A 16233-nucleotide genomic window follows, 5' to 3' on the forward strand; every position below is an offset into this window, starting at 1 on the left:
GGCGGTACACAGTGGAATGCACAACTGAACGTAAGCCGGTTTTCACCTTGCAGGTGAGTGAAGGCGAGGCGGCTAAAGCGGACGAACGCGTGGATGAAGTCGTGATAGGCGTCGGCCCCGCCTTTGATAAGTATCAGCACAAAACATTGATTGATATGCCGCACAAAGCGATTTTGAAAGAGCTGGTTGCCGGCATTGAAGAAGAGGGGCTGCATGCACGGGTGGTGAGGATTCTGCGCACCTCGGATGTTTCATTTATGGCATGGGATGCGGCAAATCTCAGCGGTTCTGGCATCGGGATTGGTATCCAGTCGAAAGGAACCACGGTGATTCATCAGCGCGATCTGCTGCCTCTGAGCAACCTTGAGCTGTTCTCTCAGGCTCCGCTGCTGACGCTGGAAACCTATCGCCAGATTGGTAAAAACGCCGCGCGCTATGCACGTAAAGAGTCGCCTTCGCCAGTGCCAGTGGTTAATGACCAGATGGTACGACCCAAATTTATGGCCAAGGCCGCGCTGTTTCATATCAAAGAAACCAAACACGTAGTGCAGGATGCTGCGCCTGTCATGCTGCATATTGCACTCGTAAGGGAATGACCATGAACGACAACATCATGACCGCGCAGGATTATCCATTAGCGACCCGCTGCCCGGAGAAAATCCAGACTCCTACCGGCAAACCGCTAACCGAGATTACCCTTGAGAATGTGCTGGCGGGCCGCGTAGGTCCGCAGGATGTGCGTATTTCTCAGCAAACCCTGGAGTACCAGGCGCAGATTGCCGAACAGATGCAGCGTCACGCCGTGGCGCGTAATTTCCGTCGTGCGGCGGAGCTTATAGCAATCCCGGATGCCCGTATTCTTGAAATTTACAACGCGCTGCGGCCGTTTCGTTCTTCGTTCGCCGAGCTTCAGGCCATTGCCGATGAACTGGAACATACCTGGCATGCCACGGTGAACGCCGGGTTTGTCCGCGAGTCGGCAGAGGTGTATCAGCAGAGAAACAAGCTGCGTAAAGGCAGCCAGTGACGGAGGTTGTATGCCGTTAATTGCTGGGATTGATATCGGCAACGCCACCACCGAAGTGGCGTTGGCGCAGCATGGCCGGTTTATCGCCAGCGGGATTGTCGCCACGACCGGTATGAAAGGTACACGGGACAATATTGCCGGGGTGGTGGCCTCCCTGCAGCAGGCGCTGAATAACACCCTGTGGTCGCTTCAGGACGTGGCGAAAATCTGCATCAACGAGGCGGCACCGGTGATTGGCGATGTGGCGATGGAAACCATCACTGAAACCATCATTACCGAATCAACAATGATTGGGCATAACCCGCAAACGCCCGGCGGCGTTGGCGTGGGAATGGGAACTACCATCGCCGTGGAGAAGCTGGCGGCGTTGAGTGAAGATCGGTTTGCCCAGGGCTGGATCCCACTGGTCGGTGAGGAGAGGGATTTCCTCGAGGCGGTTTGGTTTATCAATGAGGCGCTGGATCGCGGGGTCAACGTGGTAGCGGCGATCCTGAAAAAAGATGATGGCGTGCTGGTGAACAATCGTCTGCGTCGAACAATGCCGGTGGTAGATGAAGTCACCCTGCTGGAGAAGGTGCCGGAAGGTGTGCTGGCTGCGGTGGAAGTGGCGGCCCCAGGACAGGTGGTGCGAGTGCTGTCGAATCCTTACGGCATCGCGACCTTCTTTACCCTGACGCCCGAGGAAACGCAAACCATCGTCCCCATCGCCAGGGCGCTAATTGGCAACCGTTCCGCCGTGGTGCTGAAAACCCCGCAGGGTGATGTGCGCTCAAGGGTGATCCCGGCGGGTAAGATCTTTATCCGCGGCGAAAAGCGTGGCGGTGAAGCCGACGTAGCGCAAGGCGCACAGGCCATTATGCAGGCGATGAGCACCTGTGCGCCCGTGTGCGATATTCGTGGTGAAGCAGGTACGCATGCAGGCGGTATGCTGGAGCGGGTGCGTAAAGTGATGGCCTCGCTGACCGGTCACGACATGAACGCGGTGTATATTCAGGATCTGTTGGCGGTGGATACGTTTATTCCCCGCAAGGTGCAGGGCGGTATTGCCGGGGAGTGTTCAATGGAGAACGCCGTTGGCATTGCGGCGATGGTGAAATCCGATCGCTTACAGATGCAGGCCATCGCCAGTGAGCTGAGCGCCCGTTTAAACATCCCGGTTGAAGTCGGCGGAGTGGAGGCCAACATGGCTGTCGCCGGTGCGTTAACAACGCCCGGATGTGCTGCACCGCTGGCGATCCTCGATTTAGGCGCAGGCTCCACCGATGCCGCCATTATCAATAGCGATGGCGTAGTGAAAGCGGTCCATCTGGCTGGCGCGGGGAATATGGTCAGCCTGTTGATTCAAACCGAGCTGGGCTTAAGCGATCCGTTTCTGGCGGAGGAAATTAAAAAATACCCGCTGGCAAAAGTGGAGAGCCTGTTCAGCATTCGCCACGAGAACGGCGCGGTGGAGTTTTTTCGCGAACCGCTCAGTCCGTCAGTGTTTGCCAAAGTCGTTTATCTGAAAAACGGCGAGTTGATCCCCGTAGATAACCAGACCTCACTGGAAAAAATTCGGTTGGTGCGCCGACAGGCCAAAGAGAAGGTTTTTGTGACCAACTGCCTGCGCGCTTTACGCCAGGTGTCACCCGGCGGCTCTATTCGCGATATGACTTTTGTGGTGCTGGTGGGCGGCTCCTCGCTGGATTTCGAAATCCCGCAGATGATCACCGACGCGCTGGCGCATTACGGCGTGGTTGCCGGACAGGGCAACATCCGTGGTACCGAAGGGCCGCGTAATGCGGTAGCGACCGGGCTGGTTTTGGCCGGGATAGCGAATTAATCGTGCAGAAAACAGCCGCCGCAAGCGTTTAGCTGCGGGGTAAATCAAATAAAGGTGATGTTCTCTTTGATATCCCGGCGGAGTTGGGTACATAGTATAAATGTGTCTCTCACGTGGTTAATTTTAAGGATAAGAGCATGCCAACAGCAATTGAGAAAGCATTGGATTTTATTGGTGGTATGAACACTTCGGCGTCAGTACCCCATTCAATGGATGAAAGTACCGCTAAGGGAATCTTAAAGTATTTGCATGACTTAGGTGTGCCAGCGAGTCCGGAAGCTGTGATGGCACGGGGTGAGCAGGAGGGATGGAATCCCGAGTTCACGAAAAAAGTGGCCGGATGGGCAGAAAAAGTGGCCTCCGGTAACCGCATCCTTATCAAGAACCCAGAGTATTTTTCAACTTATATGCAGGAGCAGCTCAAAGAGCTAGTTTGAGCTGACTATCGAATCAAACTCTAACGGACGTTTCCATCTCTGGATGGCAACGTCCAGAGGGGGACTGTGACCAGCTTGTTGCTGGACAGAGGCATCCCATAATATATCTTCAGGCCCCGCCTGCCGTATTCTTCCCGGCTCTTATTTCACATTTTGGTGCGAACAGATATTGATTTGTTCCAGCAGGAATCCTTTTGGCTCGCGCCAACATCTACGGAAGAACCCCCAAAAAAAAAGGACCTGCGATTACTCGCCAGCCCTTGCTGTGTTTGGTGGCCCCTGCTGGACTTGAACCAGCGACCAAGCGATTATGAGAACTATTAAGGGTGATGTAAAAACAATAACTTAGTTCAAAATCAGCAACATAAAAAACAAATATCAACCTATATTGCCCAATACCCCTAAGTTTCTGCGACACTTTTGAGACACTATAGATAGGATAGTGCGCGTGTTGGTACAATCCTCTCTAATCGCAATCTTTCAAAGCCTCCCATCTTCATAGCTTCAAGTTTGATTGTTACCACTACTGCGTATAACCATTCTTTCTCATTAGCTAATATATTTGTAGCAATACCCCTAGTATAACGATTTATAAGTATATTTCTAACTTTGTCCCATTCTGCATATGGCCGGCATAACCATGATATGACGAAATCTTCATAGGGTATGGTAGACAGGACATCAATGCTTGAATATTTACCTATTGTTGAACCATCACCAACTAAAAGTCTCTTGAATTCATCAATGTCATGGTCTAAAGCATGCATTATCTCTTTGGAAAATTCAGGGTAATTATTCTTTAATGATTCTTTTTGTTTGGTCTGAAGGTATGTTCTGATTTCATTTATATATATTTTGTATTCTTCATTTAACCAAAATCCATGGCCGTGCGCGCTAGGATTTAAATGAATGTGATAGAAATCATCATTGGGATTATCGTATGGTAATTTGTTGTCTGCAACAAGGTCGTCTAGATAAACTTTGCAGTCATAAAGCACCTCTTCAAAACATTTATCGATCACATTAATAGATGACATTAAAAACATGAGATGAAACATATGTAATATTGTTCCGATTTCAGTTATTTCCCGATATTTAAACTGTCTAAGCAGCTCGGTTACAGAACTATCAACAATATTATCATCAGTATAGTCAAAACTTTGAATTTTTAACCATGCTGGAATTTCTGTTTTTGTTATTTCTCTGAAATATCTTGACTGTTGGATTTTATCCCTTATTGATTTTTTTGGGTATATTCCATCAACCAACATTGAGTAAACAAGTTCGTCATTAAGAATTCCACCAGAAAATACTTCTTGAGAGTAACTATTAAATAACTTTTTTAGTCTTTCGCTTTTGTTTTTTTCTTCTTGATCTTCACTATCATCCTCTTCTATGTTTGGCAAAGCATATGAAAAGGAGGTGAATTCATCATCTAATTTTTTTATTTCATCTGCTAAAATGTTACTTAATCTAAATTCTATATTTAATATAGAAAATGTATTGAAAACTTCTTGCATGGCATCATGATTATTTATCTGGCTATATAAAAGACATGATACCAACCTTTCGCAGTCTTTAATCACATGTCGAAGAATTCGCAGTGACTGGCACTGAGAGTTTTTAAAAGCAGAAATGATGAATTTTTTTATATGATCATAATGTATTAACTTATCGGTTTCGGAGAAAAAAACCTTTGCGGCATGATCTATTTGAGGTTTTATTTTTATTGTATGACCAATTATTTTTTCTTTTGCTGCTATAAATTCTGATTCTATTTCTGTGTCATGAGCTATCACTAATACACGGCATTTATGATGCTCGATGTACTTATTAATGGCGCCAAGTATATCTTTTAACTTTATCGAACATCTTTCAAGATCGTCAAAAACTATAATTTTTGTATCGTCTACGTCTTCCTTTATAAAAGCATCAGCAAGGCTACTAATGAAAGCACCCGCTCCAAATGTTATGCCATTCCATTCCGCAGCTGAGTCTTTAACAGCACCAGCGGATTTTTTAATCATATTCCTTTTGGGGTACATTGCAGCAAAAACATTGGCGTATATTTCACTTGTAGAACTTAATCCAAATAAGCTGATGTAACATGTTTTTTCTTTTGGTAAGGCTTTCATGACTTGGTAAGTTTTACCTATTCCCCAATCACCTGTAATGAAAACAGCATAACTTGGCTCATCTTGTTCAATATAGTAATTAAGATATTCTTGTAAGCTTTCATCGATCATCTTTAACATCCTTTATTATTGAATTAGATAATGGATTGAATTTTATAGCTTCAAATAGATGAGACGGTGCGAAATGAGCATATCTCATGGTCATTTTGATGTCAGTATGTCCTAAGATTCGTTGAAGTACTAATATATTCCCACCGTTCATCATAAAATGACTTGCAAAAGTGTGGCGCAGAACATGGGTTAGTTGTCCTGAAGGCAGTTCAATCTTTGCTCTCTCAAGTGCATTCCTAAATGCGTAATAACATGGAGTGAACAAAAAACCACTTTTATTAGGTAACTGCGAAATCAAAACTGGATCGATAGGGATAGTACGGTTGCGCTTCCCTTTTGTTTTTATGAAAGTTACTTTTCCATCAGAAAATTGGCTGCGCTTAAGTTTTTCAGCTTCACCCCATCTAGCGCCAGTCGAAAGGCAAATTCTAACTACCATTTCTAAATCTTTCGCAGAACTGAGGCGACATTCTTCTAAAAGTCTATCAATCTGCTCTCCAGTCAGATAGGCCATTTCGTTTTCTTCAGTTCTGAACTGGCGAACGTTTTCTAAGGGGTTTGGCGCATCCCATTCCCCAAGCCGTTTCAATTCATTAAAAACAGCGAGGAAATAAGCGTGCTCTAGATTCATGGTGCGTGGCGAAACCTGTGCAACGCGGTTAGTTCGGGCAAAATGACCATCAAGTCTTTTAGCCCTGTAAGCAGTGAATAGCTGGGCTGTGAATTCTGTAGCTAGAGGTGAACCCATGCATTCATCTGCCCAAAGCATAGCGCTTTTGCGTTTTTCTCCATCACGTAAAGTTATGCCATGACGTTCAAACCAAAGATGAATCAAATCCGAAAGGCGGCGCTTGTCTTTGCCTTGCCCAAGCCAAGGGGTGTCCTCAACTTTTTGCAATGTGTAGTTTTCAAAGGCTAACGCCTCGCCTTTTGTCGCAAACTTTTTGCGGACACGCTTGCCTCGTTTACCGTCGCTGCGGTTGACGGTATAAAAGTCAGCAATCCACTGTCCATCACTGAGTTTTCTTACGGTCATATTAATGAATAGTCAGGACAACGCGTCCGATCACCTTAATGTCATCAATACCACAATCGAAGGCCATACCAACTCCGCTAACTCTGACTTTCTTAATCGGGATACGGGTCAGGATGCGAATGCTCGTCTTGCCTTCAATTTCAACTAACCATTGATCGTCATAGACCTCAGCAAAAGTAGTATCAACGATAAACTGGTTATTGCCTTCAAGCACACATATAGGGGAATTAGGTAAAGCAATGCCCGGTAAAAAGGACACCTTATCCAGCATGTACACGCCAGCTTCATAAAGCAGACCATCAACAATCTTGCGCCGTGGCATTTTTAGAATGTCGATCTCTTCATTTTCGTACTTCCTTCCTTGACCAGTGGCCAGCCATTCAAGCGTAGCCCCAGTTTCTGCCATGCATCTCACGACAATATCCGCAGGGAAAAAGTCACGCTTATAGCGATTGGCCAAGCTGCTGCTAGCAATGTCGAGATGATCGGCTAAGGCTAATTTAGTACTGAATCCATACGCCTGGATAACACGATCCAGAACGGCAGCGCCACCTTTAGAAAACTCAATTTGTAGGTTCACGAAAGTTTTACCTTGCATGTTTTCGCGGAGTGAGTTTAAACTTCGCGTTGTAGGTTAAAGTGAATATTGGTTAATAACAGTGGATATTGGCGTATCCCTAACCGGAGAAGTTTGCATCATGCGCCCTAACATTACAATCGTGATCCCCGATCCATACATCCCGCTTGATGAGTATTGCCGCCGTACAGGCATGTCCAGAAGCACCGCTGAGAATTTGATTTCATACGGAAAACTCCCTATCAAGCCTAAAGGAGCACAGAAAAAAGGGCTGGTTGAAGTGAACATGGCCGCCTTAACCGTTATGGCGTTAAGCGAATGCAATGTTTCGCTTAACACGTAATTTATCCTACGGATTAGAGCGGGGCTAACAATGTTTGATTACCAGACCTCTAAACATGCTCACTTTGATGCGGCTTGCCGAGCATTTGCGGTTGAGCACAATCTGGAGAATGTGGCCGCAGCCGTTGGTATGAGGCCACAGATCCTGCGCAATAAATTGAACCCAGCGCAGCCGCACCGTTTAACTTGTGACGAGCTTTTAGCCATTACAGATTACACCGAAGATGCGCGTTTACTGGATGGGATGTTGGGGCAGATTAACTGCCTTCCATCTGTGCCGGTGAACAATGCCACCGAAGGCAACATGCAACTGTACGCTCTTAGTGCCACAGCCAGTGTGGGCGCAATTGCTGGGGAAGCCGTATCAACTGGTCACATGACCGCCGCCCGCCGTACACAAATTCTGGATCGCGCTCGCGATGCAATCCGTAGTCTTTCCGTGCTGGCTTATACCGTTGAAAGCCGTATCCAGTCTGCGCCAGTTCTGGCCGCTGCGGTGGATTTGGTGACAACTAACGCCACCGGTCTGATGTGAGGGAACACCATGAAAGCGTTTGTTACTTATCTGAAAAATGAATCTCCCGCTGTGCAGTTGCCCAGCGGTTCCACTGGCTGGATTGAATTGCCAAATGGTCAACGCTGGAATCCTGGTCATATGTACAAATTCAATGCTCAGCAGTCGCGCCGTCCGTGGTGGCGTCGCCTGATGGGGCTATAGGGGTCAGCACTATGAAAATTAGCACTGAGCGTGCAGAAGTCGCCCTGAAACATTGCAAAAGAATGCGCCTTCAGATCAACCCAGCTTACAGCGATGCGGGGGACTGGTGGGACAACTTAACACCAGAGTGGCGCGGCGTAGTGCTTCATGCCGCTGCGGTTACTTCTGGTGCCGGGGTATTCAAAGCCCACTTAAGCAAATTCTGCTGGGGGGAGCTTTATGAACGCCTGGGCTATCGGGACATGATTCAACTACGCAGGGGCATTTCACGGGCGCGGTTAACGTTTGAAGGTTTTGGCAGTTTACGTGACAGCGATTTTTCGAAGCGCACCGCTAACCGCCCGATCAAAAAGGCACATCCAATTTATAGCAGTAGCGGGGTGCAGATGGTTATCGCGCCTCACATCGTCCATAAGTTGCAACAACAGGGGAATCTCTGATGGCCATTATTTCCGTTGAAGGTAAATCGTTGGGGGCTGAGCTGGCCGTTTGGGGAGTTCCACATAATTACGCCGTGGCTTTTGCAGAGAAAAGTACCAGTAAAAATGGTCGTATTGCGCTGCATCCATTCTTCTTTAATGACACTGAACACATGACTAATCAGCGTCACTGGCTGGCGATAAATGCTGCTTTCTGGTGCTGCGTGTACCGCGAGGCCGAAAGCAAAGAAGCGCAGATTGAAGCGCTGGCTGGAATCCGCGCGATTTTCTATACGGCAGGGGCGCTGGGTGTTGGCGAGATTAAAGCACTGATCCAGGAGTGGTGGCGGACGACGTACGAGCTGCACCTTATTCCAGCACCGAACCATTCAGCCATTATTGCACAACCCGCTTTTCACTAATTAACAACCTGAATTTTTTGGCCACAGCTTAGGTGGCCGGGGATTCTTTTGCCTTAAGGAAACCAAAATGCACATGACACGTCAGGATCTACCCGCAACAAAATCAGGCACCGACCTGCTGGCCATGCTCACCAAAGCCACGCAGGAAGGTAAAGCTGCAGCTGCTGATCTGTGTTCCACCCGTCTGGATAAGCTGGCCACCCATGCAGCCAATGAAGGATTAAGCGCAACGGAAATCGTTGAGTTAATCCGCGAAGAAGCTGCTGCGATTTGCAGCAAAGGCGGTGCCGCATGGCAGTAAAAATTCATACGATAAAAATTGCGCCCAAGTACCTTAACGCAGTAGTCACTGGTCAGAAAAAAGCAGAACTGCGTAAGAATGATCGTAACTATAAAACCGGTGATGTTCTTTCGCTGTGTGAGTGGAAGCACGGGAAATTCACCGGGCGAGAGTGGGCGGCGGTTATTACCCATGTTTTGCCGGTGAATGAAATCATTGCCAATACAGATAACTGGGTAGTGTTGTCTGTTCGGACATTGTCACCCCTTGAAGTGCTGGAATACATCATTTCTAACGGCGTATCAGAATTGCTTTTAAGTGGGGTTGAATATGGCCGTTAAAACTCCGCTTAAGTGGGTGGGCAGCAAAGCCCGCCTTATGCCGCAGTTGCTTCCCCATCTGCCGGAGGGTAAGCGCCTGATAGAACCTTTTGCTGGTTCCTGTGCTGTCATGATGAATACGGATTATGACGAGTACCTGATCGCTGATGTGAATCCTGATCTGGTAAACCTGTATAAGACGATGGCTTATCACACCGACGCGTTGCTTATTGAGCTGGAGGCTTTATTTTCTGCCGGTTCAGTAGGTGATGAAGAAAACCGGGCAATTTTCTATTACGCGGTACGTGATGCCTTCAACCAGTCCGGCAAATCCTTTGGTTCTGAATCTGTGGAAGCTGCGGCGCGTTTTCTTTATCTGAACCGTCACTGCTTCAATGGCCTGTGCCGATACAATCGCCGTGGCCAGTTCAATGTTCCGTTTGGTAAGTACAAAAAAACCTACTTTCCTGCTGATGAAATCCGCGCTTTTGCTGAAAAAGCGAAACGTGCCACGTTCATTACTGCCCACTATTCAGAAACGCTTGATTTAGTAAGGGACGGGCATGACGTTGTTTATTGTGATCCGCCTTACCTGACTGATACCGACAATTTCACCGCTTACCATGAACGCGGTTTTTCGCACATGGATCAGGGACGGCTGGCGCGTAAGCTGCGTCGCCTGGCTGAGCGTGGGATTAAGGTTGTCGCGTCAAACAGCGATCTGGAAATGGTGCATTACCTGTATTCAGGATTCGAAGCGGTTCGGGTCAATGCGCCACGCAGTGTGGGTGCAGCAACTGCAAGCCAGAAAGTGGCCGCAGAGCTGATTCTGAAGTCACCTGCTAACCTGGCGATCGACGTTCGGGCGGTGGGGGCATGATGACGGAAATTATCACCGGCATTTATGCCTTGTTTGCCTGTATTACTTTCGCCTTTCTCTTATGGGACGAATGCCAGGATGAATTTGATCACGAGGCTGAGGACTTAGGGTTAATCACTCTGAGTGCGGTTTTCTGGCTACCACTGGTAACGGCTGTACTTGTGACCTTCCTGATTGATTTCTGGCGGAAGTGGGTTAACCGTGGCTGATATGCTGGAGCCTGGCCAACACCATGCCGTCAATGCTTGGCGGCGTGAAACCTTTGCGCCTGGTACCCCGTCAGATGCGACGATCACCGAACGCCGCCTGTGGGCTGTTAACCCACAGGATTATGAATGGCGTTCCCAGTACCTGCATGAGATACCCGACTGGTTAGCCGGGTATTTCGGCAACCGTTACGAAAAGCTGCTGTCTGGTCGTGACGGGCGTCGCCGTGCCAATACATTTCTGCGCAAGACTATCGGCGGGAATGTATTGCCACGTCTGCGCAAAGTGGCTACACGTTACAAGCTGGCCGCTGATGCACTTGATCTTCCTTTCGGTAAGTCGCTGGAGCGACTGCCGTCACTTGACCGCCCGGACCTCAAAAAACTGGCTGGCCAGATATCTGGCTGGATTTCCCAGTCACTGTATGACTTCACCGATCAGTTTGTAGGAAGCAGTGACGATGCCGCAGAGCTGCGCCGCCGTACGCTGGAGTCATACCGCCATTTATGCGCGTGTTCCCTGATGCTGAACAATCAGCCGCCGTACTGGGCAGAACATGAAGCTAATGGCGGGCAACTGGAAACGCGTAAGGCTGAATCCGGGATCCTCCGCATGATGGCACCAGAATGGTGGTATCTGCGTCTTAAGCGGGCGCGGGATATGCAGCGTGAGCATATGGCCATTGCAGTGGGGCAAGTACAGAAAGCGGCCAGCGCTTATGTGTCCCGTAAAACCCTGGGCGAATGGATAGACCAGAAAAAGCGGAATCTTGAGTTCTTTAAAAAGTTTGACCTGCTGAATGAAGAAGGGCTGCGTATTGCACTGGACAGCATGGTGCACCGCAGCGTTGCTAATCCGGCGATCCGTCGCTGTGAGCTAATGGTAAGAATGAGAGGATTTGAAGATATGGCCAATGAAGAAGGGCTGGCCGGTGAGTTTTACACCATCACAGCGCCATCGCGATTCCATGCGGTACACAGCAAAGGGGGCTTTGTTTCACAGTGGGATGGCTGCACCCCGCAGGATACCCAGCGCTACTTATGTGGTGTATGGGCGAAAGCCCGCGCCGCTATTTCCCGGGCAGGTATCCATGTTTTTGGTTTTCGTGTGGTAGAGCCTCACCACGATGGCACACCGCACTGGCACATGCTGCTTTTTATGCGTCCTGGTGACGTGGATACCGTGCGCGATATTCTTTGCTATCACGCCAGAATTACCGACTCCGAAGAACTGCAAACGCCAAACGCGCTAAAGGCACGTTTCCATGTTGAAGCCATCGATCCCGCTAAAGGTTCGGCTACGGGTTACATCGCCAAATATATATCCAAAAACATTGATGGTTTTGCGCTGGATGGTGAACAGGACGACGAAACAGGGGAGAACCTGCGGGACATGGCCAAGTCCGTTTCTGCATGGGCTTCACGCTGGCGCATTCGCCAGTTTCAGCAGATTGGTGGTGCGCCGGTGACTGTCTGGCGCGAGTTGCGCCGGTTACGTGATCAGGTACTGACTGACCGCAGAATGGATGCGGTTCTGGCTGCTGCGGATGTTGGTGACTGGGCGGCATACACCCAGGCGCAGGGGGGCGCACTGGTTTCCCGCCGTGATCTGGTTGTTCGTCTGGCTTATGAAATCACGGAACAGGGTAATGAATACGCAGAGGACGTGCAGCGCGTTCAGGGTGTCTATTCTCCATTGGTTCCAGATTCAGCGGTATGTACGCGCCTGGTGAAGTGGCAGAAGGTTGCGAAGTTGGCCGAAGCGCCAGCGGAGGCGGGTTTTTCTGGCGGCAACGCCGCCCCTTGGAGTTCTGTCAATAACTGTACGGAGGGTGGAACCCGCAGACGGTTAAAACTGGAATTGCGTAGCCGGGGTTTTGACGGTTCTGACGACGAAATAGCCATACTCATGCGGGGCAGTGGTTTGATATTTGGCCAGGCGGCATTGATTTATCGCAATGGTCGGTTGCAGGAAACACGAAACGAGCCAATGCATGAGCTGTGGCCGGGGTGGTTGTAGCGGTAAAAATCTGTGTAACACATTCATTTGTCAGTAGATGGCAGGAAAATACATTTCACAATTTGTGCTTTACGGTGTACTGTATGCATATACAGTAATATATTGTTTGTGGGGGCTAAATGGATCTTTTGGAAGCGTCGGCACAGCTGGAGCGCATTGAGTTATTGGCCAAAATTGCCCATGTGTACGAAAGTAACCAGAGAGAAAAAACAATCGCTTTGGCCTGGATTGGTGAGATTGCTGGAGAAATGCGGGAGATGGTCACAACAGAAGCTAAAAACCCCCAGGAAGGGGGCTTATCAGGCGGCGGGAGTCGCTTTCAGTAGGTCTAATGCCATTTGGCGCTGATCGGGTGAAAGTGCATTCAGTATTTTCTGCACCATCGCATCACCCGTTTTCGCGCTGGGGCTGAGAGTGTGGGAGAACGTCAGATTCATCACAAACGTATGGCCACACTCCACATCTGAACAGGCGCAGTAAATATCCGCAATCTGCCGGTGCTTCCGGTTTGTTTTACGAATAACAGCCTTTGAGCCGCATTCCGGGCATTCGATTTTCAGAACTCGCATATTCCATGCTCCAGCTGTTAAATGATGCCTGGATTTTAGCCTTTTTCGCCTCATGCCGCATCCTTATCCGTTGATTCTGTGTAACTTAAATCAAAGTGAAGGTGCAGACGTTCCGGTATTTCGGGATCGTTGTTCACGGCAGTCATAAACCGGCGCTGAATAGGCGCTATTTCGCTTTTCTTGTAAATCCTTTCAGCCTTTTCAACATCCCCCAGACCGGCAGTGTTCTGCGGGACAATTCCGGCCAGCCCAGCGGGAAAGCGGTGCGCGTTGAGAATGTCCTGCGCACTGATGTTTTTGATGTTGGCAAATTCATCTTTTGCGGAGATATCCCCCATTTCAATGAACTTGATCGCATCCCCATCCCCGCCAGGAATGTTCACCAGAATAGTGGAGAAGTTGCCGATACCTTTGCTGTCACGCAGCTGCTGTTCAATTTCTTCTTCCATTTCATCCGTCATGCTGGGATCGCGTGTATAGAGAATGCCGCCAGTATGAGCGCCGTTGTGGTAGTAGCGGCGGCGGAAAATCACGGCTTCACTGTTAAGCAATGCCGAGTGTACGCCACCGATATAGTCTGGCAGCCCGTAGATATGCTGCTGCGGGTCGTACATCTTGATAAAAATGATATCTTCCTGCGGCCATACCTGCGGTTCACCATCCTGCAACACCACATAATCGCCGGGCTGATCTGTTGCGTTATCCCTGATTTTACGGCGGCGAATATACAGGCCGGGTAAAGGTTCCAGGGCAATCACATCCCCCCATCCGTTGCGGATTTTGCCAATCGCAATATCCCCGAAGGTTGTATAGTCAAACGCTGCGGCTTCCAGCTGGTCGTAAGTCAGGCCACCGCCCAGATAATCAGACACAATCATATTTTTCCGGGCGTGGATGATGCCGCCATGCTGACCGTTCAGATTGATAAGCTGTGCCAGTGCCAGCCGGTCAATCGGCTGGGTAAAGTGATCGGCGGCATTGTCGTACCAGATGTCGCGGTAATCCGTGCCGGTGGTCAGTACGGGTTCTGGTTTGCCGAATGTGATGATGCTCATTTTTTTGGACTTATCGCCGCGCGGGTTGCGCTTAACGAAGCGGTTTTTTTTACTCATGCAGCCTCTTTCCTTACACCCCAGCGGGATTTCGGTTTGTTTTCGTAGTTGAGTGGTTCGTTATGCAGGGCGTGGGTAATCGCCCAGAACGCCTCTGCGTGGCCAGTGTCCTGGCTGCGGTCAGCGACAAATGTCATGGCGTTACCGCTTTGCGTTGTAGTACGACGTACAGCCATAAAGCTGGCCGGGATCTCTTTCAGGTTTTTGTCCCATTCAATACGCTGGCTTTCCACCACGTCCGCCGCTTTCAGTACCAGCTGATTTTTCGTGTTCATGTCGTAACGAATGGCGACGGCCACGCGCATGGCAAAATGCTGGATGTTGTCAAAAACCCCCTGGCCAATACCGGTAACGTCCACTCCCAGATAGGTGAAGTTGTATTTTTTAAACAGGAGTTCGATCTGCCTGGCCTGATAGCGGAAGTTCATGCCCTTCCAGTTAATAACCTTCAGAACGCGGAATTTCTCTGCGGCATACATCGGCGGGGCAATAATCACAAAACACGACAAATCGCCGCTACGTGCCGGGTCAAAGCCTCCCCATACTGGCCTGTCACCAAATGGCCGCGCAGCGTCCGGGTTGTGATCCTGCCAGGTGTCCACCTCCACGCCGCAAGCTTCCAGGTCTGAAAAGCTGAATACGGAATCCTTGCTGTCCACGAACACGCACATATAGAGCATGTTGAAGGTGGCGGTGTTGTAGCGGTTGCGCAGCTTCTCGATGTTGGCCAGGTTGAAGCCGCCCGCAATGGCATCCTCCATCGTGATGACATAGCGCCACTGCCCATCCGGGCAAAGCCGTCCGCCGTTGCGCATTTCATCAAAAGACGGGAACTGAGCGGCCGCGCGTTTTTTGCTGCCCTGTTTCCATTCCTCACCCGTCCAGAACGGGTAAGCCTGGTGCGTTTTGGCCGATGGCGTTGAAAAGTAGGTGGTGCGCCATTTGTCATGGGTGGCCATTGCGCTGGCCACTTCGTTAAGCCTGGCGAAGTTAGGCACCCAGAAGTATTCGTCACAGTACAGGTGGCCACTGTAGGACTGCGCCGTGTTTTTGTTGGTTGAGAGAAAACGCAGTTCAGCGCCGTTGCTGAGGCGGATCGGGTTGCCGGTCAGCGTGATGCCAAAATACTGTTCTGCAATGTTGACGATGTAAGACCGGAAGTATTCCGCCTGGACTTTGGAGGCAGACAGGAAGATTTGCGGATCGCCTGTCATGACCGCGTTTTCAAAGGCTTCAAATGCAAAGTACCAGGTGGCACCGATCTGGCGGCTTTTAAGGATGTTCCTGACCTGCTGGCCAATATTCCGGCGCAGGTGTTTCTGGTATTCAAAAAGATGTTCTTCCGCCCAGGTGTCAAAATCCGCCTGGGTCAGAGAAGAAATATCGTTTTTCCTGTTTTTGCGTTTGGGGCGCGGTTCATCGCTGTTGCTGTCCCGTGCAGCTGCCTGACCGTTACTCTGGCCGCTGGCCATCTTTTCTTTATGCTTATTGCTTTGAGCACGCAGCTTTGTGGCGTGGGCAATCAGCATGTCCATTTCTTTCAGGTCGAGATCGGTTTTATTATCGCGGCTGGCCAGCAGCTGGTAGCGGCGTTCAATTGCCTCCTCTGTACTTTCAAAGCTGAGTAAATCCGCCCAGCTGTATTTCTCAGCCCAGTAGTAAACGATCCGCGCATTCGGCAGATTTAATTCTGATGCAATTTCTTTTGGCGTATAGCGGCGCAAATAAAGTGCGCGGACAACGCCTTTTAGTTCTTCTGAGTATTTAGCCATGCAGATAATTATGCCGTGGCTGTTATGA

At 49.4% G+C, this 16233-nt stretch carries 21 protein-coding genes; 15 read left to right on the forward strand and 6 right to left on the reverse strand.

Annotated elements, in window-relative coordinates; genetic code table 11:
- Positions 1-11 precede the first annotated feature (11 nt).
- The 4 genes from OGV65_RS24600 to OGV65_RS24615 all read left to right on the forward strand — a co-directional run bounded on the left by OGV65_RS24600 (position 12) and on the right by OGV65_RS24615 (position 3286).
- Positions 12-596, forward strand: a complete 585-nt coding sequence (locus OGV65_RS24600; protein WP_103767090.1) for a propanediol/glycerol family dehydratase medium subunit — start codon at positions 12-14, stop codon at positions 594-596.
- A 2-nt stretch (positions 597-598) separates the two neighbouring features.
- Positions 599-1027 carry a diol dehydratase small subunit gene (locus OGV65_RS24605; RefSeq protein WP_016154578.1) on the forward strand — a complete coding sequence of 143 codons (429 nt, stop codon included), beginning with the start codon at positions 599-601 and terminating at the stop codon, positions 1025-1027.
- A gap of 10 nt (positions 1028-1037) precedes the next feature.
- Entirely contained in the window at positions 1038-2849 is a 1812-nt protein-coding gene (locus OGV65_RS24610) for a diol dehydratase reactivase subunit alpha (RefSeq protein WP_286455539.1), read from the forward strand.
- Between the two features lie 113 nt (positions 2850-2962).
- Positions 2963-3286 (forward strand): DUF1889 family protein, encoded by a 324-nt coding sequence (locus OGV65_RS24615; RefSeq protein ID WP_071524484.1) that lies wholly within the window; start codon positions 2963-2965, stop codon positions 3284-3286.
- Between the two features lie 428 nt (positions 3287-3714).
- On the opposite strand, the gene OGV65_RS24620 is transcribed toward OGV65_RS24615, so the two are convergent.
- The 3 genes from OGV65_RS24620 to OGV65_RS24630 are packed head-to-tail and all read right to left on the reverse strand — an operon-like array spanning position 3715 to position 7166.
- Complete coding sequence (locus OGV65_RS24620) at positions 3715-5532, reverse strand: P-loop NTPase fold protein (RefSeq protein ID WP_286455540.1); 1818 nt, start codon at positions 5530-5532, stop codon at positions 3715-3717.
- Positions 5522-6568 (reverse strand): phage integrase, encoded by a 1047-nt coding sequence (locus tag OGV65_RS24625; protein WP_163219693.1) that lies wholly within the window; start codon positions 6566-6568, stop codon positions 5522-5524. The genes OGV65_RS24620 and OGV65_RS24625 overlap by 11 nt, the downstream gene beginning before the upstream one ends.
- Position 6569: 1 nt before the next feature.
- Entirely contained in the window at positions 6570-7166 is a 597-nt protein-coding gene (locus OGV65_RS24630) for a phage repressor protein CI (RefSeq protein ID WP_502874465.1), read from the reverse strand.
- A gap of 100 nt (positions 7167-7266) precedes the next feature.
- On the opposite strand from OGV65_RS24630, the gene OGV65_RS24635 reads away from it, so the two are divergent.
- The 11 genes from OGV65_RS24635 to OGV65_RS24685 all read left to right on the forward strand — a co-directional run bounded on the left by OGV65_RS24635 (position 7267) and on the right by OGV65_RS24685 (position 13078).
- Positions 7267-7488, forward strand: coding sequence for a helix-turn-helix transcriptional regulator (locus OGV65_RS24635; protein WP_163219697.1), 222 nt, complete (start codon positions 7267-7269; stop codon positions 7486-7488).
- Between the two features lie 30 nt (positions 7489-7518).
- Entirely contained in the window at positions 7519-8022 is a 504-nt protein-coding gene (locus OGV65_RS24640) for a phage regulatory CII family protein (RefSeq protein ID WP_286455542.1), read from the forward strand.
- A 9-nt stretch (positions 8023-8031) separates the two neighbouring features.
- Complete coding sequence (locus tag OGV65_RS24645) at positions 8032-8205, forward strand: phage filamentation protein Fil family protein (protein WP_276293835.1); 174 nt, start codon at positions 8032-8034, stop codon at positions 8203-8205.
- Between the two features lie 11 nt (positions 8206-8216).
- Positions 8217-8645, forward strand: a complete 429-nt coding sequence (locus OGV65_RS24650) for a hypothetical protein (RefSeq protein WP_286455543.1) — start codon at positions 8217-8219, stop codon at positions 8643-8645.
- On the forward strand, positions 8645-9046 hold the full coding sequence (locus OGV65_RS24655; RefSeq protein ID WP_286455544.1) for a hypothetical protein: 402 nt from the start codon (positions 8645-8647) through the stop codon (positions 9044-9046). Before OGV65_RS24650 ends, OGV65_RS24655 begins: the two co-directional genes overlap by 1 nt.
- Before the next feature lie 67 nt (positions 9047-9113).
- Complete coding sequence (locus OGV65_RS24660) at positions 9114-9347, forward strand: DUF2732 family protein (protein WP_032950234.1); 234 nt, start codon at positions 9114-9116, stop codon at positions 9345-9347.
- Positions 9338-9667, forward strand: coding sequence for a DUF3850 domain-containing protein (locus OGV65_RS24665; protein WP_179154186.1), 330 nt, complete (start codon positions 9338-9340; stop codon positions 9665-9667). Before OGV65_RS24660 ends, OGV65_RS24665 begins: the two co-directional genes overlap by 10 nt.
- Complete coding sequence (locus OGV65_RS24670; protein WP_286455545.1) at positions 9657-10526, forward strand: DNA adenine methylase; 870 nt, start codon at positions 9657-9659, stop codon at positions 10524-10526. Before OGV65_RS24665 ends, OGV65_RS24670 begins: the two co-directional genes overlap by 11 nt.
- Positions 10523-10735, forward strand: coding sequence for a hypothetical protein (locus tag OGV65_RS24675; RefSeq protein WP_286455546.1), 213 nt, complete (start codon positions 10523-10525; stop codon positions 10733-10735). Before OGV65_RS24670 ends, OGV65_RS24675 begins: the two co-directional genes overlap by 4 nt.
- Position 10736: 1 nt before the next feature.
- Complete coding sequence (locus OGV65_RS24680; protein ID WP_286455592.1) at positions 10737-12752, forward strand: replication endonuclease; 2016 nt, start codon at positions 10737-10739, stop codon at positions 12750-12752.
- 119 nt (positions 12753-12871) lie between these two features.
- A complete protein-coding gene (locus OGV65_RS24685; RefSeq protein WP_071257811.1) occupies positions 12872-13078 on the forward strand; it encodes a hypothetical protein in 207 nt (68 codons plus the stop codon).
- Here the strand turns inward: OGV65_RS24685 and OGV65_RS24690 are convergent.
- From OGV65_RS24690 to OGV65_RS24700, 3 genes are read right to left on the reverse strand one after another with little or no spacing between them, the layout of a single operon-like run.
- Complete coding sequence (locus OGV65_RS24690; protein WP_012602735.1) at positions 13052-13375, reverse strand: Ogr/Delta-like zinc finger protein; 324 nt, start codon at positions 13373-13375, stop codon at positions 13052-13054. The genes OGV65_RS24685 and OGV65_RS24690 overlap by 27 nt on opposite strands.
- Complete coding sequence (locus tag OGV65_RS24695) at positions 13372-14433, reverse strand: phage portal protein (protein ID WP_286455547.1); 1062 nt, start codon at positions 14431-14433, stop codon at positions 13372-13374. Before OGV65_RS24695 ends, OGV65_RS24690 begins: the two co-directional genes overlap by 4 nt.
- Positions 14430-16205: a terminase large subunit domain-containing protein gene (locus tag OGV65_RS24700; protein ID WP_003838038.1), complete on the reverse strand. Its 1776-nt coding sequence runs from the start codon at positions 16203-16205 to the stop codon at positions 14430-14432. The genes OGV65_RS24695 and OGV65_RS24700 overlap by 4 nt, the downstream gene beginning before the upstream one ends.
- Positions 16206-16233 lie beyond the last annotated feature (28 nt).

This window comes from Citrobacter sp. Cb004 (assembly GCF_030337065.1).
GTDB classification, from domain to species: Bacteria; Pseudomonadota; Gammaproteobacteria; order Enterobacterales; family Enterobacteriaceae; genus Citrobacter; species Citrobacter braakii.

Bases quoted from the DNA above. Each gene is read 5' to 3' on its own strand.
- OGV65_RS24665 (WP_179154186.1), top strand. From the start codon at position 9,338: ATGGCAGTAAAAATTCATACGATAAAAATTGCGCCCAAGTACCTTAAC.
- OGV65_RS24680 (WP_286455592.1), top strand. From the start codon at position 10,737: ATGCTGGAGCCTGGCCAACACCATGCCGTCAATGCTTGGCGGCGTGAA.
- OGV65_RS24620 (WP_286455540.1), bottom strand. From the start codon at position 5,532: ATGATCGATGAAAGCTTACAAGAATATCTTAATTACTATATTGAACAA.
- OGV65_RS24655 (WP_286455544.1), top strand. From the start codon at position 8,645: ATGGCCATTATTTCCGTTGAAGGTAAATCGTTGGGGGCTGAGCTGGCC.
- OGV65_RS24675 (WP_286455546.1), top strand. From the start codon at position 10,523: ATGATGACGGAAATTATCACCGGCATTTATGCCTTGTTTGCCTGTATT.
- OGV65_RS24640 (WP_286455542.1), top strand. From the start codon at position 7,519: ATGTTTGATTACCAGACCTCTAAACATGCTCACTTTGATGCGGCTTGC.
- OGV65_RS24650 (WP_286455543.1), top strand. From the start codon at position 8,217: ATGAAAATTAGCACTGAGCGTGCAGAAGTCGCCCTGAAACATTGCAAA.
- OGV65_RS24635 (WP_163219697.1), top strand. From the start codon at position 7,267: ATGCGCCCTAACATTACAATCGTGATCCCCGATCCATACATCCCGCTT.
- OGV65_RS24660 (WP_032950234.1), top strand. From the start codon at position 9,114: ATGCACATGACACGTCAGGATCTACCCGCAACAAAATCAGGCACCGAC.
- OGV65_RS24645 (WP_276293835.1), top strand. From the start codon at position 8,032: ATGAAAGCGTTTGTTACTTATCTGAAAAATGAATCTCCCGCTGTGCAG.
- OGV65_RS24630 (WP_502874465.1), bottom strand. From the start codon at position 7,166: ATGCAAGGTAAAACTTTCGTGAACCTACAAATTGAGTTTTCTAAAGGT.
- OGV65_RS24670 (WP_286455545.1), top strand. From the start codon at position 9,657: ATGGCCGTTAAAACTCCGCTTAAGTGGGTGGGCAGCAAAGCCCGCCTT.
- OGV65_RS24610 (WP_286455539.1), top strand. From the start codon at position 1,038: ATGCCGTTAATTGCTGGGATTGATATCGGCAACGCCACCACCGAAGTG.
- OGV65_RS24625 (WP_163219693.1), bottom strand. From the start codon at position 6,568: ATGACCGTAAGAAAACTCAGTGATGGACAGTGGATTGCTGACTTTTAT.
- OGV65_RS24690 (WP_012602735.1), bottom strand. From the start codon at position 13,375: ATGAGGCGAAAAAGGCTAAAATCCAGGCATCATTTAACAGCTGGAGCA.
- OGV65_RS24605 (WP_016154578.1), top strand. From the start codon at position 599: ATGAACGACAACATCATGACCGCGCAGGATTATCCATTAGCGACCCGC.
- OGV65_RS24695 (WP_286455547.1), bottom strand. From the start codon at position 14,433: ATGAGTAAAAAAAACCGCTTCGTTAAGCGCAACCCGCGCGGCGATAAG.
- OGV65_RS24700 (WP_003838038.1), bottom strand. From the start codon at position 16,205: ATGGCTAAATACTCAGAAGAACTAAAAGGCGTTGTCCGCGCACTTTAT.
- OGV65_RS24685 (WP_071257811.1), top strand. From the start codon at position 12,872: ATGGATCTTTTGGAAGCGTCGGCACAGCTGGAGCGCATTGAGTTATTG.